The organism is Mesorhizobium sp. CC13, from assembly GCF_039907765.1.
Classification (GTDB): domain Bacteria; phylum Pseudomonadota; class Alphaproteobacteria; order Rhizobiales; family Rhizobiaceae; genus Aminobacter.
Window position 1 is genome coordinate 23,822 of the sequence record NZ_JARDJI010000009.1, and the last position, 21,218, is coordinate 45,039.

At 65.3% G+C, this 21,218-nt stretch carries 18 protein-coding genes; 14 read left to right on the forward strand and 4 right to left on the reverse strand.

Annotated elements, in window-relative coordinates:
• Nucleotides 1–252 precede the first annotated feature (252 nt).
• A complete protein-coding gene (locus tag PV773_RS13940; RefSeq protein WP_347966916.1) occupies nt 253–1,497 on the forward strand; it encodes a S41 family peptidase in 1,245 nt (414 codons plus the stop codon).
• 21 nt (nt 1,498–1,518) lie between these two features.
• On the opposite strand, the gene PV773_RS13945 is transcribed toward PV773_RS13940, so the two are convergent.
• Entirely contained in the window at nt 1,519–2,844 is a 1,326-nt protein-coding gene (locus tag PV773_RS13945; protein ID WP_347966917.1) for an FAD-binding oxidoreductase, read from the reverse strand.
• Nucleotides 2,845–3,033: 189 nt separating this feature from the next.
• Here PV773_RS13945 and PV773_RS13950 point away from each other — a divergent pair, with 189 nt between their 5' ends.
• The 4 genes from PV773_RS13950 (at nt 3,034) to repC (ending at nt 7,374) form a co-directional block, all read left to right on the forward strand.
• Entirely contained in the window at nt 3,034–3,273 is a 240-nt protein-coding gene (locus PV773_RS13950; protein WP_347966918.1) for a WGR domain-containing protein, read from the forward strand.
• 349 nt (nt 3,274–3,622) lie between these two features.
• Nucleotides 3,623–4,840, forward strand: a complete 1,218-nt coding sequence (repA, locus tag PV773_RS13955; protein WP_347966919.1) for a plasmid partitioning protein RepA — start codon at nt 3,623–3,625, stop codon at nt 4,838–4,840.
• 10 nt (nt 4,841–4,850) lie between these two features.
• On the forward strand, nt 4,851–5,906 hold the full coding sequence (gene repB / locus PV773_RS13960) for a plasmid partitioning protein RepB (RefSeq protein WP_347966920.1): 1,056 nt from the start codon (nt 4,851–4,853) through the stop codon (nt 5,904–5,906).
• A 259-nt stretch (nt 5,907–6,165) separates the two neighbouring features.
• A complete protein-coding gene (gene repC, locus PV773_RS13965; RefSeq protein ID WP_347966921.1) occupies nt 6,166–7,374 on the forward strand; it encodes a plasmid replication protein RepC in 1,209 nt (402 codons plus the stop codon).
• 3 nt (nt 7,375–7,377) lie between these two features.
• Here the strand turns inward: repC and PV773_RS13970 are convergent, their stop codons facing one another.
• Complete coding sequence (locus PV773_RS13970; RefSeq protein WP_347966922.1) at nt 7,378–8,202, reverse strand: DUF4143 domain-containing protein; 825 nt, start codon at nt 8,200–8,202, stop codon at nt 7,378–7,380.
• A gap of 239 nt (nt 8,203–8,441) precedes the next feature.
• The gene (locus PV773_RS13975) at nt 8,442–9,686 is read right to left on the reverse strand and encodes a site-specific integrase (RefSeq protein WP_347966923.1); all 1,245 of its coding nucleotides are present in this window, start codon (nt 9,684–9,686) and stop codon (nt 8,442–8,444) included.
• Between the two features lie 125 nt (nt 9,687–9,811).
• Between PV773_RS13975 and PV773_RS13980 the strand changes: the two genes are divergently transcribed.
• Nucleotides 9,812–10,765 (forward strand): DUF1403 family protein, encoded by a 954-nt coding sequence (locus PV773_RS13980; protein WP_347966924.1) that lies wholly within the window; start codon nt 9,812–9,814, stop codon nt 10,763–10,765.
• Between the two features lie 35 nt (nt 10,766–10,800).
• Nucleotides 10,801–11,514: an SMC-Scp complex subunit ScpB gene (locus PV773_RS13985; RefSeq protein ID WP_347966925.1), complete on the forward strand. Its 714-nt coding sequence runs from the start codon at nt 10,801–10,803 to the stop codon at nt 11,512–11,514.
• Nucleotides 11,515–11,639: 125 nt separating this feature from the next.
• Here PV773_RS13985 and PV773_RS13990 read toward each other — a convergent pair whose 3' ends face one another.
• Nucleotides 11,640–12,542, reverse strand: coding sequence for an AraC family transcriptional regulator (locus tag PV773_RS13990; protein ID WP_347966926.1), 903 nt, complete (start codon nt 12,540–12,542; stop codon nt 11,640–11,642).
• Nucleotides 12,543–12,756: 214 nt separating this feature from the next.
• On the opposite strand from PV773_RS13990, the gene PV773_RS13995 reads away from it, so the two are divergent.
• From PV773_RS13995 to PV773_RS14025, 7 genes are all read left to right on the forward strand, one after another.
• Entirely contained in the window at nt 12,757–13,812 is a 1,056-nt protein-coding gene (locus PV773_RS13995; protein ID WP_347966927.1) for an aromatic ring-hydroxylating dioxygenase subunit alpha, read from the forward strand.
• A gap of 155 nt (nt 13,813–13,967) precedes the next feature.
• Nucleotides 13,968–14,957, forward strand: coding sequence for a PDR/VanB family oxidoreductase (locus PV773_RS14000; RefSeq protein WP_347966928.1), 990 nt, complete (start codon nt 13,968–13,970; stop codon nt 14,955–14,957).
• 93 nt (nt 14,958–15,050) lie between these two features.
• Nucleotides 15,051–16,097, forward strand: a complete 1,047-nt coding sequence (gene add / locus PV773_RS14005; RefSeq protein ID WP_347966929.1) for an adenosine deaminase — start codon at nt 15,051–15,053, stop codon at nt 16,095–16,097.
• 91 nt (nt 16,098–16,188) lie between these two features.
• Entirely contained in the window at nt 16,189–17,220 is a 1,032-nt protein-coding gene (locus PV773_RS14010; RefSeq protein WP_347966930.1) for a BMP family protein, read from the forward strand.
• A 77-nt stretch (nt 17,221–17,297) separates the two neighbouring features.
• Nucleotides 17,298–18,833 carry an ABC transporter ATP-binding protein gene (locus tag PV773_RS14015; RefSeq protein ID WP_347966931.1) on the forward strand — a complete coding sequence of 512 codons (1,536 nt, stop codon included), beginning with the start codon at nt 17,298–17,300 and terminating at the stop codon, nt 18,831–18,833.
• Complete coding sequence (locus PV773_RS14020) at nt 18,830–19,900, forward strand: ABC transporter permease (RefSeq protein ID WP_347966932.1); 1,071 nt, start codon at nt 18,830–18,832, stop codon at nt 19,898–19,900. Before PV773_RS14015 ends, PV773_RS14020 begins: the two co-directional genes overlap by 4 nt.
• A complete protein-coding gene (locus PV773_RS14025) occupies nt 19,897–20,829 on the forward strand; it encodes an ABC transporter permease (protein WP_347966933.1) in 933 nt (310 codons plus the stop codon). Before PV773_RS14020 ends, PV773_RS14025 begins: the two co-directional genes overlap by 4 nt.
• Nucleotides 20,830–21,218: the final 389 nt, after the last annotated feature.

Genomic DNA, 21,218 nt, shown 5'->3' on the forward strand with positions numbered 1-21,218 from the left:
CCTTTCTATGGCTTTCGGGAGGATGATCGGTTTTGCCCCGGTCCCTCACAACACCTGTCGGGATAGAATCGCGGACCTTTGGGCGTTGGGCTCCGCCTACACTTTCAGAGGTCCCGGCAACCGTTCGGATAGGACGGACCCTACCCGGCGACCGCCCCGCAGGGCTCACGGAATGTTGTCATCCGCGCCACGCATTCCGACGTAGGATCGGCCGGCAAAGGCCTGGCTGAAAGGTGCGGGACACGGATCGACATGCCCCTCAGATCGCTCGCATTGGCGTTCCTGCTCATGCTCGCACCGGCGCAAGGTCTGACGGCCGAGGTGCCAAAGTCGGGCCAACAGGTGTTCGACCGCGCCGTCGCGCTGGTGCTCGACAACTTCCATGACACTTCGGCGCTCGAGCGCTTCAAGGCAGCCGTCGCTCGGGAGGTCGAGGACGCCAACGCACCGCTGACGGCCGGCAGTTCCGAAGCCCGGGTCGACCGGGCGATCGATGCCGTGCTGGCCAGCCTGGGGGGATCGCATACCGGCCGCTTCCGTCCGGACCAGATCGCCTATTTCGAGCTCGCCGACATTTTCCGCTTTGCCATCCGCCACGACCTGCGGCGGCTGTTTCCGCCCGACGGTGAAGTCAGCTATCCCGGCACCGGCATGATCGTGCAGCCGTTCGGCGGCTCGCTGTTCGTCAGCGATGTCTATGACGGTTCGCCGGCCGACCGGGCCGGCGTCCTGGTCGGCGACGAGGTCGTTTCGGTCGATGGCGCGCCCTACCGGGAGATCGCTTCCTTCGCCGACAGGATTGGTCGCGATGTCGAACTCCGGCTGCGCCGGAGCGCCGGGGCAGCGCCTGTCAGCGTCAAGGTCGCGGTCGAGCGGCTGCGGCCGCTGCGGAGCTTCGAGACGGCGATCAGGGACAGCATCGACGTCATAGAGTACGACGGCAGGAAGATCGGCTATGTCAGGCTATGGACGTTGTCGGCGCCGGACGGTCTCGACGTCGTTGCCCGGGAAGTCGCAGGCGGCCGGCTCAAGGATGCGGACGGGCTGATCGTCGACCTGCGCGGCCGGTGGGGCGGCGGCCCTTCCGATGCGGCGGAACTGTTCGTGGGCGACACGCCGACGTTCCGGCTCATTCCCCGCAACGGCGAAGAAGACTTCGCCAATGTGCGCTGGCGGCGGCCGGTGGTCGGCATCATCGACGAGGGCGCCCGAAGCGGCCTGGAACTCTTCGCCTATGCGCTGCAGGCAAACGGCATTCCGCTCGTGGGGTCGCGTACCGCGGGCGCGCTGCTGGCCGGGCGGGCCTATCTTTTGCCGGACGACAGCCTGCTGGAGATCGCAGTCGCGGACGCCGTCATCGGCGACGATGTGCGGCTGGAAGGGATCGGCGTCGAGCCCGACATAGCCGTGGCAGCCCCCCTGCCCTATGCCGCCGGCAGGGATCCGCAGCGCGACGCCGCCGTCAGCGAGATGCGGCGGATGCTCTCCGGCGGCTGACGCCCGGCTGCCCAGCCGGAACTAGACGCCAGTTGTCGGGCGATGTCTGGTGCCGTCGATGAAGCGCTCGTAGCGGAAGGCCGTCGGGTCGACGATCGGCGTGTCGCCGGTGACGAGGTCGGCGGCAAGCCTGCCCGCTGCCGGGCCGATGCCGAAGCCGTGACCGGAAAAGCCGGTGGCGAGCACCAGGCCCGGGAGCGATTTCACCGGGGCAATGACCGGGATGGCGTCCGGCATGGCGTCGATGAAGCCGGCCCAGTGCTGCACCGTCGGCACGCCCTTGAGCACCGGGAAGACCCTTTCCATGTTGGCGCGCGCCTCGTCCAGCGCGGCGACGGCCGGCGGCGGATCGAGCGTGCGGTGCCGCTCGTAGACGCTCCCCTCCCCTGCCGAGACGGGGGCAAGGCCCCAGGGTCCGGTCAGGAAATCGCCGAAACGCAGCCCGACCGACCGCCATTCGCGCGACAATATCGGCAGGAAATCGCTCAGGTAGCGGAAGCTGTCCGGGATCAGGTGATGGTAGCTGATCATTCCGTTGGCGATGGTGTAGCCGCCGTCGAGCCGCTTGCGGTAGGCAAAGCCCTCGGTCCAGGCGGCGCCTTCGGGTCCGCCCTCGACGGGTGCCGTCCGCATCACCGAGGCCCGCACGGAAAGCTGCGGCAGCCGGATTCCGAGGTCGCGACACAGCCGGCTCGACCAGGCGCCGCCGGCGACCACCACCGTGCTGGCGCGGATCAGGCCGTGCTCGGTGACCACCCCGGAAACGCGCCCGCCCGCCGTCTCGATCCCGCGCACGGCGCAGTTCTGCAGGATCGATGCCCCTGCCCTTTGTGCAGCCCGGGCGATCGCGGGAGCCGCCTTCTGGGGCTCGGCGCGGCCGTCGCTCGGCGTATGCAGGGCGGCGCGGAACGTCCTCTGCGCGCCGGGCATCATGTCCGCCAGTGCCCTCCCCTCGATCATCGTCGAATCGAGGGCGTAGTCGCCGGCGCTCCTGACCCACTCGGCGTGATGCTCGACGTCGCTCTCATCCTGGCAGAGATAGAGGATGCCCGTCCTGCGGAAGCCGACGTCCTCGCCGACAAGCTCCCCGATGTCCTCCCAGACCTTCAAGGCCTCGACGATCAGCGGCAATTCGCGCGGGTCGCGGCCCATGCGCCTGCACCAGCCCCAGTTGCGGCTCGACTGCTCGCCCGCGACATGGCCCTTTTCGCAGAGCGCGACCGAGACGTCCCGCCTCGCCAGGAAGAGCGCCGTGCTCACCCCGACGATGCCGCCGCCGACGATGACGACGTCGACGGCTTGCGGCTGGACGTCTCCAAAAGGTACCGGATCGACTGGAGGCCCCATCTGCATCTCCCCCTCGCCTCAGCGTCGGCGGGACGCGTGCGTGATTCCCGCCATATTGCGCCAAGACATACTGCGGCGAGGTTGGTGTGGAAAAGCCGTCTCGGCTATCAGCGGCGTGAATCGTTCACACCCGATCGATTCAGGAGTTTCATTGGACGACGGGCATGCCGGGAAGCGATTCTCCAGGGCATGCAGCACCTCGCGCTCCACCTCCAGCGCCGCGATCCGGCCCGCAACATGGCGCGGTTCTACCGCCTGTCGATCGAGCCGACCTTGTTCGGCGACGTAGCGCTGGTGCGTGAATGGGGGCGCATAGGAACCCACGGCCGGCGACGGCTCGATCTGTTTGCGAGCGGCCATGAAGCGGACAGGGCATTGCGTGCACTGCAGGCAGCCAAGATCCGGCGCGGCTACCGCGAGCTGGGTTGACAGCTGTCAACTCGACCGGGCGACTTTGTTCATGACAACGGTTCTCGCGAGAAAAGCGCCGCCGTCCTGATGGTTAATTTCCGTTAACTATAAATAAGTTGACTCGACTCGGGCTCTTCAGCACCCTTGTTACGGTAATTCGTCGTAATTCGATGCGTCCGGCGTAACCGCTCCATCATTCCGTTATCCACGCTCCGCCACGTAAAAATTCGCGAGGGCGTAACCCGGATTCGGAATCGGCGGCGAATCGGCGCATAGATCGTAGCAAGGCGTTTGGTGCGCGTCGCGAAAGCGCGTGCAGGAACCGCCGAGAGGGGACCAAGACTTGGCTGGTGCAGTTCAAACACGCGTGGATATTGCAGGCGAGGAGGCCGTGGCGACCGACCGCGCCATCGCCCACGATGCCGAGATGCTGTCGGCGCAACTGCAGGCGATGCGCGACCGGTTGTTTTCGCCGACGTCGAAGAAGGCGTTGCGCAAGTTCTCCAGCGGCGAGGCGGCGCGCATGATCGGTGTCTCGGACGGCTATCTGCGCCAGCTTTCCATCGCCGGCGAAGGTCCGCAGCCCGAGACCGGGGCAGGGGGGCGCCGCTATTACGCGCTCGACGACATCAATGCGCTGCGACGCCACCTCGCGGAGCAGAATCCCTCCAAGGGCAGGCACTATCTCCCGCATCGCGACGATGCACGCGGCGAGCACCTGCAGGTCATCGCCGTCACCAACTTCAAGGGTGGTTCGGGCAAGACCACGACGAGCACCCATCTCGCCCAGCACCTGGCGCTGGCGGGCTATCGCGTGCTCGCCATCGACCTCGATCCGCAGGCGTCGATGTCGGCGTTGTTCGGCTACCAGCCTGAACTCGATCTCAACGGCAACGATACGCTCTACGGCGCGATCCGTTACGACGACGAGCGCCGGCCGCTCGCCGACGTCATCCGGCGCACCTATTTCGATGGGCTCGACCTCGTGCCGGGCAATCTCGAACTGCAGGAGTTCGAGCATACGACGCCGCAGATGCTGGCGGCACGCCAGGCCGGCGACGGCAAGCCGATGTTCTTCGCCCGCGTCCAGGCGGCGCTGCAGACGGTCGCCGACGACTACGACGTGGTGGTCATGGACTGCCCGCCGCAGCTCGGCTTCCTGACGCTGTCGGCGCTGTGCGCCGCGACCTCGGTTCTGGTGACCATCCACCCGCAGATGCTCGACGTGGCGTCGATGAGCCAGTTCCTGTTCATGACCGCCGATCTGCTTTCTGTCGTGCGCGAGGCGGGCGGCGAGCTCAATTTCGATTTCATGCGCTACCTGATCACCCGCTACGAGCCGAACGACGGCCCGCAGACGCAGATCGTCGGTTTCCTGCGTTCGCTGTTCGGTGACCGCGTGCTGACGGCGCCGCTGGTCAAGTCGACCGCGTTCTCCGATGCCGGCCTGACCAAGCAGACGCTCTACGAGGTGGCGCGCGAGAGCTTCAGCCGCGCCACCTACGATCGCGCCATGGAGTCGTTGACAGCTGTCAACGGCGAGATCGAGGGCCTCATGCTCAAGGCCTGGAACAGGGCGGCGTGAGGAGGCTGGCATGGCATTGAACCGCAAGGATCAGCTCAAGGCTCTGTTCGGCACCATGGACCCGGCGCCGGCGGCCCCTGCGCCGACCGAGAAGGCGCCGGAAACCAAGTCGGCCGACGCGGAATTTTCGCGTCCGCGCAGCGCCTCGGGCGCTGTCAAGGCGATGGGGCTTTCACTCGGCGGGCTGTCCAGGGAGATCGAGGAAGCGCGCAAGCTCAAGGAGAGCCTCGACAGCGCCGAGCGTGTCGCCAAGATCGACACCGCGCTCGTCGAAACCTCCTTTGTCACCGACCGGCTCGACCATGGCGGCCACGACGATGACTTCGAGGCACTGGTGGCGAGCATCGAGCAGACCGGACAGCAAGTGCCCGTTCTGCTCAGGCCGCACCCCGAGAAGCAGGGCCGCTACCAGACCGCCTATGGCCACCGCCGCGTGCGCGCCGCAAGCCGCCTCGGCGTGCCGGTGCTGGCGATCGTGCGGCCGCTTTCCGACATCGAGCTGGTGCTCGCCCAGGGCAAGGAAAACAGCGAGCGGCGCGACCTCTCCTTCATCGAGCGGGCGCTGTTCGCCCATGAGCTGGTCGCCCGCGGTTTCGAGCGTGGCGTCGTCCAGGACGCGCTGTCGCTGCACAAGGCCGAGATGACGCGCTTCCTGCAGGTCGCCGACGCTGTGCCCGAGCACATCGTGCGCGCCATCGGCGCCGCCCCCAAGATCGGCCGTCCGCGCTGGATGGCGCTGGCGGAACTCTTGAAGAGCGAGGCGGCGCGGGTGAAGGCGCAGGACGAGATCACCAGCGCGCGCTTCCGCGAGGCGGATAGCGACGAGCGCTTCAACCTGCTGTTCACGCGACTGCAGCGCAAGGCTGTTGCGGCAGGCGGCGGCTCCCGCGCCATCCTTGACGGAGAGGGCAGGGCAGTCGCCCATCTGACCGTGTCGAAAGGCAAGGCGCGCGTCGATTTCGTGGAGAAAATTGCCGACGGTTTCGAGGATTTCCTGGGCGAGGAACTGCCTAGGCTTTGGGAAAGGTTCAGCCAGGAGCGCGGCAACGCGGCCGGCGGAAAATAGTTTTGTCCACTCCCGCCGAAGCGGGCGCGTGCCTAGAGCCCGCGCTCCGGCAAGGGTGGAGCGTAGTGCGTAAGCGTCGAAGGCGTAGAGGATTGGAAAGAACAGGATAACCGGCAAGAAAAAGGCCCCCGAAACGTCGCCATTCCGGAAGCCCTCATCAATGTAGCGATTGTGAGAGAATCATTTCCGGGCCGACTTGTCAACCACCGGGCGCGTTCCGGAGTACCTTTGGCTTGCCTCCGAGTGAGGTAGACGAGGAATGATCGAGCACATCTCGACGACGCCCTTCGGGCGGCGGTCGCTGTCGCTTGCCATGATGGCAGGACAGATGGCGGCTGACAGCTGCGCGCCCGGCGCCAGCGCCAACAAATGGCAAGTCTTCCGCGCCGTCTGCGAGGCCAAGTCGATGCTTGGCGCCAGCGATCGCGCGCTTGCCGTGCTGAATGCACTGCTGAGCTTCCATCCCGACACGGATCTCGTGGAAGGGGAGGGGCTGGTGGTGTTCCCATCCAACGCACAGCTGGCCCTGCGTGCCCACGGCATGGCACCGGCGACCCTCAGGCGACACCTTTCGGTGCTCGTCGAGTGCGGCCTGGTGGTGCGCCGCGACAGCCCCAATGGCAAGCGTTACGCCCGCAAGGGACATGACGGCGTGATCGAGCGGGCTTTCGGCTTCGACCTCATGCCGCTTCTGGCGCGTGCCCAGGAGTTCGAGCGCATGGCCGAGGCCGTGCGGGCCGAAAGGCGGGCGCTGCTGCTGGTGAAGGAGCGCATCACCATCTTGCGCCGCGACATCGCCAAGATGATCGCATTTGGCCTCGAGGAAGGCATTGCGGCCGACTGGCAGCGGCTGCACCTGCATTATCGCGAGATCGTCGTTGGGATTCCGCGCACGGCAAGCAGCATCGAGCTGGAGCCGATCGCCGCCGAACTCGCAACACTTGCGGAAGAGGTGCGTAAGATGCTGGAAAGTCACGTAAAAAATGAAAAAACAGGCGCCAATGAGTCTCATTTTGAGCGTCACATACAGAATTCAAACTCACAACACCTTGATATTGAACCCGGCCTCGAAAAAGGCCACGGGACGACCGCCGCGCCAAAACTGGAGGTGAAGTGCCAGCCGCCGACGGGATATCCGCTAGGCATGGTGCTGCGTGCCTGCCCCGATATTACCGACTACGCCCGCAACGGCATTTCCGGCTGGGGCGAGCTGGTCGAAACGGCAAATCTGGTGCGCGGCGCGCTTGGCGTCAGCCCGGATGCGTGGAACCAGGCCTGCGAGGCGATGGGGGCGGTGGATGCCGCGATCATGGTGGCGGCGATGCTGCAGAAGGGCGAGGCGATCTCCAGCCCCGGCGGCTACCTGCGCAGCCTGACTGCCAAGGCGCGCGCCGGCGAATTCTCGATCGGCCCGGTGCTCATGGCGCTGCTGCGAGGCAGGGGAGGGGCCCAGTCCAAGGCCGGATAGGCGTCAGCGTAGCCTTGCAAGCTCCGCGCCGACTGCCGTCAGCGGCATGGTCTCGACGCCGTGGGGCAGCGGGTAGCTCTCCGTGCCGGGATAGATGAGGATGCGCCGGTCCGGCCTGATGTCTTCGGCCGCTACATGGAATCCTTTTTCGACCTTTGGCGCCAGGCTGCGCTTGATTTCGATTGCCCAGACGGTCGAGCCGGGCAGGGTGAGCAAGACGTCGATTTCGGTGCCGGCCGAGGTCCGGTAGAAATTCATCTGCGTGCCTTCAGGGGCAGCGGCCGACAGGGTCTCGATGACGAAGCCTTCCCAACTGCCGCCGGCGACGGCATGGCCGAGGAGTTGTTCCTGCGTGCCGAGCCCGAGAAGCGCATGCGTGAGGCCGCTGTCGCGGACATAGATCTTGGGCGACTTGACCAGCCGCTTGGAAACATTGGCGTGCCGGGGTTCGAGCCGGCGGACGAGCAGCAGATCGACGAGAAGGTCGAGATAGGAGGCGACCGTCTTGCCGTCGATGCCCAGCGCACGGGCGAATTCGGCGGCATTGAGCAGGCCTGACTGGTGGTGGGCGAGCATGGTCCAGAAGCGGCGCAGGGTTTCGGCCGGAATGCGCGGCCCGAGCATAGGGATGTCGCGCTCGAGATAGGAGCGGATGAAATCCTGCCGCCAGCGCAGGCTGGCCCGGTCGCTCGGCGCAAGAAAGCTTTCCGGAAAACCGCCGCGCACCCATAGCGAGGAAACATCCTGCGGGGCGACTTCGAGACCGTCGAGCGGATGCATTTCCAGATAGGCGATGCGGCCGGCCAGCGTTTCGCTCGACTGCTTCATCAGGTCGATGGAGGCGGAACCGAGCAGCAGGAAACGTCCTGTCCGCAGGCCGCTGTGGCGGCCACGGTCGATCAGTCCGCGCAGCTTGCATTTATGGATCGTAGTTCCAGATTTGCGAGGAAAAGCAGCGGGTTCAGCCGTCGGAATCGAACCGGCAGCAGAGGGCGGCCGCAAATTCCGAACAGACTGCTTCCCGAGGCGCCGAAGAGTTCCTCGAGTGAAACCGCTTGAGTTCCTGTCTAGAGGCCGCTCGCCTTGGTCAGGTTGACGCGGAACCGGTCGCGGCGGCGCTGGTACTTGCGGGTCATTTCGGCGCTGGCGTGGCCGAGCTGCTTCTGCACATGGCGTTCGTCGACCTCGGCCGAGGAGGCGAGGCCGGCGCGCAGCGAATGACCGGCGAAGCTTTTGGCGCGCTCGCCCTCGGCCAGGTCGCCACGCACGCCGGCTGCGAGGGCGGTGCGTTTGACCAAACGTGCCACCTCCTGGTCGTTGAGCCGCTCGGCGCCGACCTTCTTGCCCTGACCGGTTACGCGGCGGAACAGCGGCCCGTGGGCGATGCGGGCGAATTTGAGCCAGCCTTCCAGTGCGACGACTGGGCAGGTCGCGTCGGACGAGCCACGGCCGATCTCGACCTCGCGCCAGCCGGTTTTCCCACGCAGCGTGACCAGAAGGCCCTTCTCGAAGAACTCGATCCAGCCCGAAGCATCCTGGGTCTGGTCGCGGCCGACGTCGAGGCCGACGATTTCGGAGCGGCGCAGGGCGCCGGCAAAGCCGATCAAAAGCATGGCACGGTCGCGCAGGCCGCGCAATGTGCCCCGCTCGAGGGTCTCCAGCATGGCGATCAGGTCCTCCGGCAGGATCGCCTCCTTCTGCCGGGGTGGCCGGGCATGGCTGTTGCGGATGCCGGCCATGACGGTCGCGATGGCGCGGTGCTTGCGATCGAGTTTTTCTCCCCCGCGCTGGGCATAGTTCCAGCTCAGCGACGCTAACCGCCTTTCGATGGTCGACACGGATTTTTTGTCTCCGATGCCGCCGCCTGAAGTGGAGCCGGAAGCGAGCGCGGTGATGTAGAGCCCGACGGTTTCGGGATCCGGCGGCAAGACGGCAAGACCCTGGCGCCTGGCCCAGTTGGAAAAGTGTTTCCAGTCGGCCGCATAGGCGCGGCGGGTGTTTGGCGAGCTCGCGGCTTCGACATAGCCTCGCGCGCGCTCGGCCAGGCGCAGCAGATGGGCCGGCATACGGGCGGACGATCCGGCTTCTCCCGCCACAAGGGCAGGGGAGGGGGCGTCAAAAGTGGTTGTCTCGGCAACACCTTCGATCGAATCCCTGCCCATCGCCATCACCACGTCGACGATGTCGGGAAGGTCGGCGACGTGGTCGACGGCGGGCTTCTCATCCCGAAAGGCGTTTTCGGGGGCACGCTGTCGTCGAGCCGGGCCTTGCGCGGAACGGTTTTCGGGGTTCTGATCGATGGGAGCGGCCATTTCGTGCATGAATCAACTAATGAACGATAAGGCAACATTATCAGTCATAATAGGGACAAGACAAGCTGTGCGTTTTGGCCGCTAAATGCTGGTCAAAACCGCACGATCCAAATACGCTTGCGCATATGAGTCGGCCCTCTACAGCTTCTGTCGCAACACTCCAGCCACCCGCCGTGCCCGCCTGGGCGACGCCGCGCGGGCCGGTCGACGATGCGGCGGAGGTTGCGTTCCTGGCCGGGGCTGCGCTGGCGTCGCTCGATCAGCTGGTGCGGTCCGCGCCGGTCTGGGCCGGCTGCTGGCGCCAGCGCCTGGCGCTGAGAAGTGCCGCGAGCGCCTGCCGGCTTGCGGGCCGCGGCGAGGGTGAGGCGGCCCTGCGCGATGCCTGGCACCTGCGCAAAGGCAATGACGATCCCGGTCCCGGCGGTTCCATCCTGGCTGCCTTTCGGCAGCTGACGGCGCGGCCGGCGGCGATCGACGTCGACAGCCTAGCCTGGGTGGTGGAGCGCCTCGGCCTGCGTTGGCAGGACGCTTTCGTCAACATCCCCGAGGCATTCGACAAGTTGCAGCGGACCGGACCGGCGGCACCGTTTGCAGCGGCTGCGATGATGCGCCACGTGTTGGTAGGCGCGCCCATGGCGGAGCTGCTGGCCTGGTGGCTGGGCGATGTGATGGTGGCGGCAAAGCTGCACTGGCCGCGGCCGGTGCCGCTGTTGATGGCGCAGGCCTTTTCCCCGGCATTTCGCGCTGCCGACGGGCGTGGCAAGCGGCTGAAGCCGGGCGAGGAGAACTTCGAGCGAGCGCTGTGCCTGGCGCTGGCAAAAGCGGCCGCGGAAGCGGCCCGGCTGGCGGCAGACATGTCCCGTCGGGCCGAGCGGCTGCAAAGCGTGGCGCCAAAACTGCGCGCCAAGGGGGCCGCGGACGCGATCGCGAGGCTGCTCGACGATGATGCGGTGCCGGGAACGTTTTCGAGCAGAAACCTGTCGCGATTTGCTGCGCGCCGCCTGTTCGAGCGGCTCACGGCATTCGAGGCGGTCAGGGAGTTCTCCGGCCGACCGACGTTCAGGCTCTACGGGCTGTGACCATGTCCGACCGCTCGGCGCAGACTGGGGAACGCATGCGGCCGGATCGTGGATCGGATGGCCGTCTCGTGGACAACGAGCTCGAGCATCTGCCGGCGGAGCTGCGCTGGCGCGAGTGGATGGGACGGGTCGAAGCGGTGATCTTCGCATCGAGCGAACCGGTGGGGCGCGAGGTGCTGGCGCGGGTGGTCGGCAAGGACTGCAACCTCGACCTCGTCATCGACGACATCCGCGCCGAGCTTGCGGGCAGGCCTTACGAACTCGTGGCGGTGGCCGGCGGCTGGCAGCACCGGACGAAGACGGCGTTTGCCGACGTCATCCGCGCCGCCAGCGGACAGACGCGCGACTTCCGGCCGCTGTCGCAGCTGGAGGCGCTGGTGGTGACGGCGATCGGCTATTTCCAGCCGATCACCCGCGCCGAGCTGTCCACCTTGTTCGGCAAGGAGGTCAGTCGCGACCTGATCGCCAGCCTGCGGGCACAGGACTTCATCGCGTCGGGCCCGCGCTCGCCGCAGCTCGGCGCGCCCTACACCTATGTGACGACCAAGCACTTCCTGTCGGCCTTCGGTCTCGAGACGCTGCGCGACCTGCCGGACTTCGAGGCGCTCGAGGACGCCGGCCTGCTGTCGAGGGACAGGCTGCCGGGAGGTGAGATGCCGGTTGCGATGGCGGATGCCGACGTGGATGAGAACACTGCCTCCAACCTGTCGCAGGCGGCGGATGATGTGGACCTGCAAGAGCGTACCTGAACGCCGGGTGGCCTTGTTGATCGGGTTCGGAGCTGAAGCAGGTGCGATTCACCAGCGCCGATCATGGTTCCGTTCACGCTGAACTTGCCGGATGTTAGTGCCGGCGGTCGGAGATCACCGATACCTCATCGCTGAGTTTCGCGACTTTGGCCATCTGCGATCTCCAGGATCGTCTTTGTGCCTGATAGCGCCATGCCATAGGCAGTGTCGCCGGCGCCCTCGGCGACATCGCTTGCGACGCGGTAGCCCTTGTTCGCACGTACCTGGCGTGGCGACATGCCGAATTGCTCCGATATCTGCCGGGAGAAGTGGAACGGGTTCTTGTAGCCGCACTGGTAGGCGATGTCGGAGATGGGCAGCCCTGTCTGCAGCAGCAGGAAATGGCCGCGCGCGGCCCGCACCTGCCACAGGTAACGGACGGGCGTCACGCCTACATGCTTCCGGAACGACGAGACCAGGTGTTGCGGCGTCACGCCGACGAGCGCCGCAAGGCGGTCGACGGTGATCTCCTTCTCGTAGTTCTCGTCCATGTAGAAGCGGGCGCGCAGCACGGAGCGCGGCGTCAGCCGCTCCTGCTCGGACATCTGGGCCTCGTGGAAATAGGCAAGGAAGATCGTTTCGCCCAGTGCATTGCGCAAGAGATTGAGGTTGGAGCTCGAGCCCGCGCCGAGCTCCACGCCAAGTCGCTGGAGGGCTTCGATCCGTTGCGACAAGGCTATGCGCGACGGCAGCGAGCGCAGCCGCATAGCGATGGCTTCCGCGACTTCCCCGGCATAGCCTTCGCACCAGCTTACGCGGGTGTTGCGACCCTCGGCATATTCGATGAACAAGCGGTGTTCGTTGCGGAAGAAGCCGCAGCTGCGCGGACCCAGCATGGTTTCGCTGTCGTCCGAGAAGACGCGCGCCTTGCCTTCGTGAATGATGAGCAGAGTGACGTAGCGGTCCTTCAGGGGGCCGTAGACCCCGCCTGCCGGATAGATCGCCTCGCCGAACGCGAAGCCGCGACCGCTGTCGATGAATGGGTGCATAGCCGGGATCCCGCTTGCCGATCCACGTCCTTTCCTAGCACGTCCAAACCGCAGGTCAAAGGCAAGATGAGCATGATCTTAATTACAGATATGCATTCGGCCGCTGGAGGCATTCCGTGAAAATGGGGGCTGCGAAATACTCTCTCCATCACCGGGCACGACCGAGAGGTTCAGCTCGGACAAGCCAGCAAGACGCATCTTCGGGAGGGAAAACGTGTTTCTGCCAGCCGATCATTCCAAGACCAGAAACGACCTTCCCCGCGGCTGTACTTTCGCTGCCGGCGACTGGCACATCCTCGCTTCCTTCTGGCATCCCGTCGCTTTCGTCCACGACATCGCCGACAAGCCTGTGCGTGCAAAGCTGCTCGACGTCGACCTGGTGATCTACAGGACGTCGGCCGGCATCACGGTGGCGCGCGACCTCTGTCCGCATCGCGGTACGCGCATCAGCGGCGGCTGGATGGCCGAAGACCAGATCGTCTGCCCGATGCACGGGCTGCATTTCGGACATGACGGCGCGTGCTCGAAGATCCCATCGATCGCCAACTCCGAAGGCCGCATCCCGCCGAAGCTCCGGCTCGAAACCTATGCATCGGTCGAGCGTTACGGCATCGTCTGGGCATGCCTCAAGGGCGAGGCGACGTGGCAGCTCCCGGAATGGGAAGGCATCTCGAATCCCGACCTCAGAAAGGTATATGTGCCGGCGGGCACCTGGTATGCGGCTGCGAGCCGTCATGTCGAGAATTTCAACGACGTCGCCCATTTCCCCTGGGTGCATACCCAGAGCTTCGGCGGCAGCACGGCCGATCCGATCCCGCCCTACGATGTCGAGCAGACCGATTACGGCCTGCGCTTCGAGCTGCCCTATCACGAAGGCTTCAACCGCTTCGACGACGGAGTGGGGGGTGACGAACGCGACGTGGTCTACACCTATGAGCTGACCTATCCGTTCTCGACGCTGATCAAGATCGCGCCGCAGGGTTCCGACTATGTCGTCTACTTCGCCGATACGGTCTGCCCGGTGTCGGCGCGTGAAACGCGTATCTTCCAGCTGATGACCGACACCACCGGCGACCCGGACGCAGACTACTGGATCAAGGACGCGCTGCTCATCAACGACGAGGACAAGCCGATGGTGGAGGAGCAGCACCCGGAGGAGCTGCCGCTCGACCTCACCGAGGAGATCCATGTGCCGTCGGACCGGATGTCGCTCGAATATCGCCGCGGGCTCGTCCGCAGGTTCGGCCTCGGCGCACCCATCGCGAGTTGATCGCGCCGCCATCGCAACTGGAGACATCAGGAAGAGACCATGTCCGTCCGGTTTGAAAACCCATTTCCCGGCCATCTGGCGCCCGTTCGATGCGGCGCGCAGCCAAGCCGGGCAACACAGCAGTGGGAGCGTGCGTCTTGACCATGGCCGTTCCAATGACCGGACTCGTGCCCGCCCCCGCGACAAAAGCCGACGCGAGACTGCGCCTGCGCGTCGCAAGCAAGCGGATCTGCGCCGAGGGCATCGCCGCCCTTGACCTTGTCTCGCCGGACGGTACCGAACTGCCGGCCTTCACGGCCGGCTCGCACATCGACCTGCATCTGCCCGGAAAATTCACGCGACAATATTCGCTGCGCAACGACCCACGCGAACGCCACCGCTACGCGATCGGCGTTCTGCGCGAACCCGGCGGGCGCGGCGGGTCGGCCTGCGTGCACGACCGGCTGAATGCCGGCGATCTCATCGAGACAAGCCTCCCGCGCAACGCCTTCGCGCTCGACGAGACGGCGCCGTTCTCGCTGTTGCTGGCGGGAGGCATCGGCGTCACGCCGATCCTGGCCATGGCTCACAGACTTTCGGCCCTTGGGCAGGATTTTGAGTTCCATTACTGCGCCCGCAGCGCCGGCCGCATGGCCTTTCGCGACGAGATCGAAGCCACGCCGTTTGCCGGCAAGGTGCGGTTCCACCTCGACGACGGCCCGACTGCGCAACTGCTGGATCTGGACAGATTACTCGCACTCCGGCCAAAGGGTGCGCATCTCTATGCCTGCGGTCCGTCCGGCTTTCTCGATGCCGTCATAGCCAGGGTGAGGCCGGCATGGCCGATGGAAGCGGTGCATCGAGAGTATTTCGCCAATACCGCGCCGAAGCCATCGTCCGGCGACCGGCCGTTCACCGTCAGGCTCGCCCGCGAAGGCCGCAGCTTCGAGGTGGCGCCGGGCCGCAGCATCGTCGAGGTGCTGAGCGAGAACGGCATCGACATTCCGGTGTCGTGCGAGCAGGGCATCTGCGGCACCTGCGTGACGCGCGTGGTTTCGGGAGACCCCGATCATCGCGACCTGGTGCTGACCGACAGGCAGCGCGTCGACCACATGACACTGTGCTGCTCGCGCGCCCGCAGTGCCGAACTGGTGCTCGATCTCTAGGAGGTGGAGGCAGATGCGAGCGTGAACTGACGACCAGGCAGCGACCAGCGGGGCGGGAGCCCCGGACAAGAAGAAGCCACCAAGGGGAACAAGATGGATCTGGAACAATTCGTGCGCGCACTGCCCAAGGCCGAGCTGCATCTGCATCTCGCCGGCGCAGTGAAGGCGCAGACCTTTCGCAGGCTGGCGCGCAAGAACAACGTCCAGCTGCCCCCGTTCCGGGATATCGAAGATCTCTATCGCTACGACAATCTGGTCGACTTCCTTCAGATCTACGATCTCGTCGCGCGCTCAGTCGTCGATGCCGACGACTTCCATCTCATCGCCTACGAGGCACTCGAGCACGTCGCCAATGCCGGTGGCCGCTATGCCGAGTTCTTCTTCAGCCCGCAGGTGCATCAGGACGCCGGCATCAGCTACGAGACGATGTTTTCGGGCATCCTCAAGGCGATGGACGATGCCGAAAAGGACTTCGGCCTGGTGTCGCGGCTGATCCCCGCGATCAACCGCGAGCTCAGCCTCGACCGCAGTTTCGAATTTCTCGATCTGGTGCTGCCGTTCCGTTCGGAGAAGGTGATCGGCATCGGCCTCGACTACGACGAGGAGCCGTTCCCGCCGGCTCCCTTCAAGCCGGTCTACGACAAGGCAAGGAAGGCAGGCATGCGGCTCACCGCACATGCCGGCGAAGGCGGTCCGGCCGCCAATGTGCGCGATGCGCTCGACCTTCTCCATGTGGAGCGCATCGACCACGGCTACCGCGTGATGGAGGACGCGGAACTGGTTGCACGGTGCATCGCCGACGACATCGCCTTCACCGTCTGTCCGAGTTCCACGGTCATCCTGACCCATTGGCGCGACCTCACGGATGCCGATCACCCGATCCGGACGATGCTCGACGCCGGTCTCAAGCTCGTCGTCGACACCGACGATCCGCCGATGCTGCAGACCGACCTCGCCAAGGAATATCGGCTGCTCGCCGAAACCATGTCGCTCGATCGCGGCACGCTGGCAAGGCTGGCGCTAAATTCGCTCGACGCGGCCTGGCTCGACGACAGCACCAGGCGCGACTGGCGCGCGGATTGGTCCAAGCAGATCGACCGCCTGCTGGCCGAACCGGAGGAGGTGCGCGCCGGACACTGAAACAAAGCCGCCCGGGAGAGGCGGTTGGCTGAAAACAAGAACAGACGGGATGCAACCCAGATAACGACACCAGAGGGAAAGGTAGAATCCTATGTTCGCATATCTCGCCAGAAGGCTGGCGGTGCTGACGATGCTCGCCGTCGCTGCCATCGCAGGCAGCCCTGAACGGTCGGCGGCTGCCGAACCGGACAAGCTCAATATCGCCGTCATCCTGTCGGCCGGCATCGACAATGCCTGGGACGGCACACTGATCCAGGCGCTCGAACGTGCGAAGGCCGCAAAGCCGCACGGGCTCGAAATCACCTGGAAATACACCGATCCGCTGTGGGGCGACGATGCCGGCGACGCCATGCGGCTGTTCGCCGAAAGCGGCGAATACGACATCATCTGGGCCCACAGCACCTATTCCGACCAGGTCAAGAAGCTGCGCGAGGAGTTTCCCGAAATCCTGTTCGTGGTCGTGGGGTCCGGCAACGAGGGGCTCGGGGGCAACCAGTACTGGGTCTACAAGCGCGTGCATGAGCCGGCCTATCTGCTCGGCTATGCTGCAGGAAAGCTCTCCAAGTCGAACAAGCTCGGCGCGGTGGGAACCTTTCCGGCCGACGACGTCAATGATGAGATCAATGCCTTCTTCGCCGGCGCCAAGGCGGCCAACCCGGCGATCGAGCGCAGCGTCGCCTTCATCGAGTCCTGGTACGATCCGGCAAAGGCCGGTGAATACACCAACGCGCAGATCGCCACCGGCGCCGACCTGATCTTCCAGCTCACCGGCAATTTCAAGCCCTGCGAGGAAGCCAAGATCCTGTGCTTCGGCAACTTCCAGGACCAGACGTCATTTTCGCCTTCGACGGTGCTGTCGAGCGCCGTGGCGCAATGGGATCCCGATGTCCGGTGGATCGTCGACGAGTGGTGGGCGCACAAGGCCGAGGGCAAGCCCTATGCCGGCAACACCGAGAAGCGCTGGTTCGGCATGAAGGATGGCGGCTCGGCTCTCGCGCCAAATCCCGATCTGCAGGCGAAAGTGCCGGAGGAAGTCCAGGCCGAGATCGAGGACCTCAAGTCCAGGATCATGGCCGGCAGCTTCGAAGTGCCGATCGATGCCTCTGACCCCAAGGCGAAATAGATCGATCCTGACAGCCCGGCCGCGACGGGCATTTCCGCCTGCCGCGGCCTTAGCTCACTCGATAATCGGTGCCTTCCATGTCCACTGCCTTGCGTGTCGAGGGCCTGACCAAGCGTTTCGCCGGGGTCATCGCCAACGACAATGTCGACTTCGACCTTCGCCCCGGCGAGATACACTGCCTGTTCGGCGAAAATGGTGCCGGCAAGTCGACGCTCTCGTCCTGCATCTTCGGCTTCTATCGCCCCGACAAGGGCGAAATCCTGCTCCGCGACCAGCCGGTTCACATCGCTTCCCCGATAGACGCGATCCGCCATGGCATCGGCATGGTGCACCAGCATTTCGTGCTGGTGCCGGAATTCACCGTGCTCGAGAACATCATCGTCGGCACCCAGCGCTCGGGCTGGCGGCTGAATGCCGCCGGGGCGCGGCAGAAGCTCAGGGCGATCTGCGACGGCTACGGCATCGACATCGATCTCGACGCCTATGTCTGGGAACTGCCGGTCGGCCGGCAGCAATGGGTCGAGATCCTCAAGACGCTCTATCTCGATGCGCAGATCCTGATCCTCGACGAGCCGACGGCGGTGCTGACGCCGGGCGAGTCGCGCATCCTGTTCGACATCGTCCGCAAGATGTGCGCCCGCGGCATGTCGATCATCCTCATCACCCACAAGCTGGCCGAGGTCATGCAGTCGGACAGGGTGACCGTGCTACGCAAGGGCAGGGTGGTGGCGACGCTCGATACGCCGGAGACTTCACCGGATGAGCTGGCAAGGCTGATGGTCGGCCGTGACGTATCCTTCACCGTCACCAAGCCCGACCTGGAGCCGGGCGAGACCGTGCTGGCCGTCGAAGGCCTGTCGGCGCGCGGCTTCTGGGGTGATCCGGTGCTGAGGGACGTCTCGTTCTCGGTGGCGCGGCACGAGATCCTTGGCATCGCAGGCGTTGCCGGCAACGGCCAGAAGGAACTGTTCGAGGTGCTGTGCGGCGTTCGCAGGCCAGCGGCAGGCTCGATCCGATTCAAGGGCGAGGAAGTGGCGGGCATGTCGCCGCGCTCGATGATGGATCGCGGCGTCGGGCATATTCCCGACGATCGGTTCCGCGAAGGGCTGGTGCCCGAATTCAGCGTCGCCGAGAATGTCGTGCTCGGCTGGCAGCGCAGCCCCAAGTATCGCAACGGCCCATTGATGGACAACAAGGCGATCGGCGGGCTGGCGCGGGAGATGATCGCCGAGTACCAGATCGCCACCCGCGACGAGCTGGTGGCGGCCGGCAAGCTCTCCGGCGGCAACGCCCAGAAGATCATCATCGCCCGCGAGTTCCTGCACGCCTCTGGCCTCGTGCTCGCCAACCAGCCGACGCGCGGCCTCGATGTCGGCGTCATCGAATATGTGCAGACGCAACTCCTGAAGAAGCGCGCCGAGGGCTTCGCCATAGTGCTCGCCTCGGAAGAACTGAGCGACCTGTTCAACCTCGCCGACCGCATCGCCGTGATGTTCAAGGGCGAGGTCATGGGCATCGTCGATCCGAGGACGACCACGGTCGCCGAAATCGGCGTCATGATGGCCGGTCGCCGCAACGAGGCCGCGGCCAGCAAGGAAAGGGTTTCGGCATGATCCGCTTCGAACGCAGGATAGAGGCGACCGCGCTCTGGACCGCAGCCTCCTTCGCCATGGCCGTCGCCGCCGGCCTTGCGGCCTCGGCAGCGCTGATTGCAACGACGGGCGCGGATGTCCTGCAGGTCTTCGGTGCCCTGCTGGAGGGCGCTGCGGGTTCACCCAAGGCTCTCGCGACCACCCTGGTCAAGGCGACGCCGCTGATCCTCACCGGTCTTGCCACCGTCATCGCGTTTCGCGCCCAGATATGGAGCATCGGCCAGGAGGGGCAGGTCTTGGCCGGCGCCATGGGCGGCTATCTCGGGGCACAGCTGCTTGCCGGCCTGCCGCCGCTGCTGTTCTTCCCCGGCGTGCTCGCCTTCGGCATGGCCGCGGGCATGGGGCTCGGCTGGATCGCCGCGGTGCTCAGGAACCGCTTCGCCGTGAACGAGATCATCTCGACGGTGATGCTCAACTATCTGGTGGTCTATCTGCTGTCCTGGCTGCTGCAGGGCGGACCCTGGGGCGAGACCGGCGGTACCATCTCCTATCAACAGTCGCCAATGCTGCCTGGGGAGGCCTTCCTGCCGGCGCTGTTCGGCAGCAGCCGCCTGCATGCCGGCGTGCTCCTGCCTTTCCTTGCCGCCGCCATCTGCGCGCTGGTGATGTCTCGTACGCCGCTCGGCTACGAGATCCGTGGCCTCGGCTACAACCCCGAAGCGCTGCGTCACAAGGGCGTCAACATCGGGCGCACCGTCACAGTGATCATGGTGGCGAGCGCTGCACTGGCAGCACTTGCCGGCGCGATCGAATTGTTCGGCGTTGCCCATCGGCTGCGCGCCGACAACCTGCTCGGCCTCGGCTATGCCGGCATCATCGTGGGCATGATCGGCGGCCTGAGCCCCATAGGCACCGTGTTTGCCGGTCTGTTCTTTGGCGGGCTGGCGAGCGGCGCTGTCTACATGCGCGTGCTCGGCGACGTGCCGGCCTCGCTCGTGCCCGCCATGCAGGGAATCACCCTGTTCTTCTTCCTCTGCGCCGGCGTCCTGGCGCGCTACCGTGTCGTGATGAAGGTTGCCGTCCAATGAGCCAGCTGTTCCAGGAAGCGATCATCGTCAGCCTGCTTGCCTCCACAATCCGCATCATGACGCCGCTGCTGTTCTCTTCGATGGGCGAACTCATCACCCAGCGCGCCGGCATCTGGAACATGGGCGTGGAGGGCACCATGCTGACCGGCGCCTTTACTGCCTATCTCGTCGCCACCGCGACCGGCTCTCTCTGGCTGGCGGTCCTTGCCGCCATCGTCGCCGGGTCGTTGATGGGTATCGTCATCGCCTTCATGACGGCGACGCTGCGTGTCGACCACTTCATTGCCGGCCTCGGCCTCAACCTGCTTGCGGGCGGTCTCACGCTCTACTGCTTCCAGGGCTACATCCAGGGCCGCGCCCAGCCGACCTTTTCCGGCTTTCAGGACGTGGCGATACCGCTGCTTTCGGACATTCCCTTCGTCGGCCCGGTGCTGTTTTCGCAACGGGCGCTCACCTATCTCGCGCTGATTGCCGTGCCGGCGGTGTGGTTCCTGCTCTACCGCAGCCGCTACGGGCTGGAACTGCGCTGCCTTGGCGAAAATCCCAAGGCGCTGGACGTCAAGGGGCTCAGCGTCTCGGCCAGGCAATATGCGGCCGTGATGCTCGGTAGCGCCCTGACCGGCCTCGGCGGCGGTTTCCTCATGCTCGGTTTCTCCGACCGCTTCCTCGCCGACTTCACCGCCGGCCGCGGCTGGATCGTCGTCGTCGCGCTGATCGCAGGCAACTGGAAGCCGAGGGGCGTGCTGATCGCGGTGACGGCCTTCGCATTCCTGGAATCGCTGGCCACGCATCTGCAGGTGGTTGGAGCGCAGGTGCCTCACCAACTGCTGCTGGCGTTGCCTTACATCGCCTCGATCGGGCTGCTCATGGGGTTGCGCTTCAGGTCGGGTCAGCCGGCCAGGCTCGGCGTTCCATATACGCGGGAGTAGCCCCTGTCATCGGCTCGGGGGCGCCTCCGGTCGCCTGGTCGGCCGTGCCGACCTTCGACCGGCAGTTCATCTATCCGGTACCACCGGCCCGTTGGAAATCATGCGCTCTTGACCTAGATTTCCGAATTATGATGTACATCAATGTATACGATGCATCTTCGGCGTCGATTTCGCGTCGAATCGCAAACCAGCGCATTGGTGCCGATTCTGGCACTCAAAATCTGACCAGTGCGCGAGAGGCTGCCATAGACCGGCGACCGATCGTGCCAGGTTCAATTGAATCTGTTCAAAATGTTGTATCCATCGTTGTGAACAATACCGTTGACATGTCTAGACATGTCGCGTTACGAATCTGGTCGACAACTTGCAACATCGACTGGGAGGGTCGT

Coding starts and splice junctions, on each gene's coding strand:
- PV773_RS13940 (WP_347966916.1), top strand. CDS start 253: ATGCCCCTCAGATCGCTCGCATTGGCGTTCCTGCTCATGCTCGCACCG.
- PV773_RS13945 (WP_347966917.1), bottom strand. CDS start 2,844: ATGGGGCCTCCAGTCGATCCGGTACCTTTTGGAGACGTCCAGCCGCAA.
- PV773_RS13950 (WP_347966918.1), top strand. CDS start 3,034: ATGCAGCACCTCGCGCTCCACCTCCAGCGCCGCGATCCGGCCCGCAAC.
- repB (WP_347966920.1), top strand. CDS start 4,851: ATGGCATTGAACCGCAAGGATCAGCTCAAGGCTCTGTTCGGCACCATG.
- repC (WP_347966921.1), top strand. CDS start 6,166: ATGATCGAGCACATCTCGACGACGCCCTTCGGGCGGCGGTCGCTGTCG.
- PV773_RS13970 (WP_347966922.1), bottom strand. CDS start 8,202: ATGAAGCAGTCGAGCGAAACGCTGGCCGGCCGCATCGCCTATCTGGAA.
- PV773_RS13975 (WP_347966923.1), bottom strand. CDS start 9,686: ATGGCCGCTCCCATCGATCAGAACCCCGAAAACCGTTCCGCGCAAGGC.
- PV773_RS13980 (WP_347966924.1), top strand. CDS start 9,812: ATGAGTCGGCCCTCTACAGCTTCTGTCGCAACACTCCAGCCACCCGCC.
- PV773_RS13985 (WP_347966925.1), top strand. CDS start 10,801: ATGCGGCCGGATCGTGGATCGGATGGCCGTCTCGTGGACAACGAGCTC.
- PV773_RS13990 (WP_347966926.1), bottom strand. CDS start 12,542: ATGCACCCATTCATCGACAGCGGTCGCGGCTTCGCGTTCGGCGAGGCG.
- PV773_RS14000 (WP_347966928.1), top strand. CDS start 13,968: ATGACCGGACTCGTGCCCGCCCCCGCGACAAAAGCCGACGCGAGACTG.
- add (WP_347966929.1), top strand. CDS start 15,051: ATGGATCTGGAACAATTCGTGCGCGCACTGCCCAAGGCCGAGCTGCAT.
- PV773_RS14010 (WP_347966930.1), top strand. CDS start 16,189: ATGTTCGCATATCTCGCCAGAAGGCTGGCGGTGCTGACGATGCTCGCC.
- PV773_RS14015 (WP_347966931.1), top strand. CDS start 17,298: ATGTCCACTGCCTTGCGTGTCGAGGGCCTGACCAAGCGTTTCGCCGGG.
- PV773_RS14020 (WP_347966932.1), top strand. CDS start 18,830: ATGATCCGCTTCGAACGCAGGATAGAGGCGACCGCGCTCTGGACCGCA.
- PV773_RS14025 (WP_347966933.1), top strand. CDS start 19,897: ATGAGCCAGCTGTTCCAGGAAGCGATCATCGTCAGCCTGCTTGCCTCC.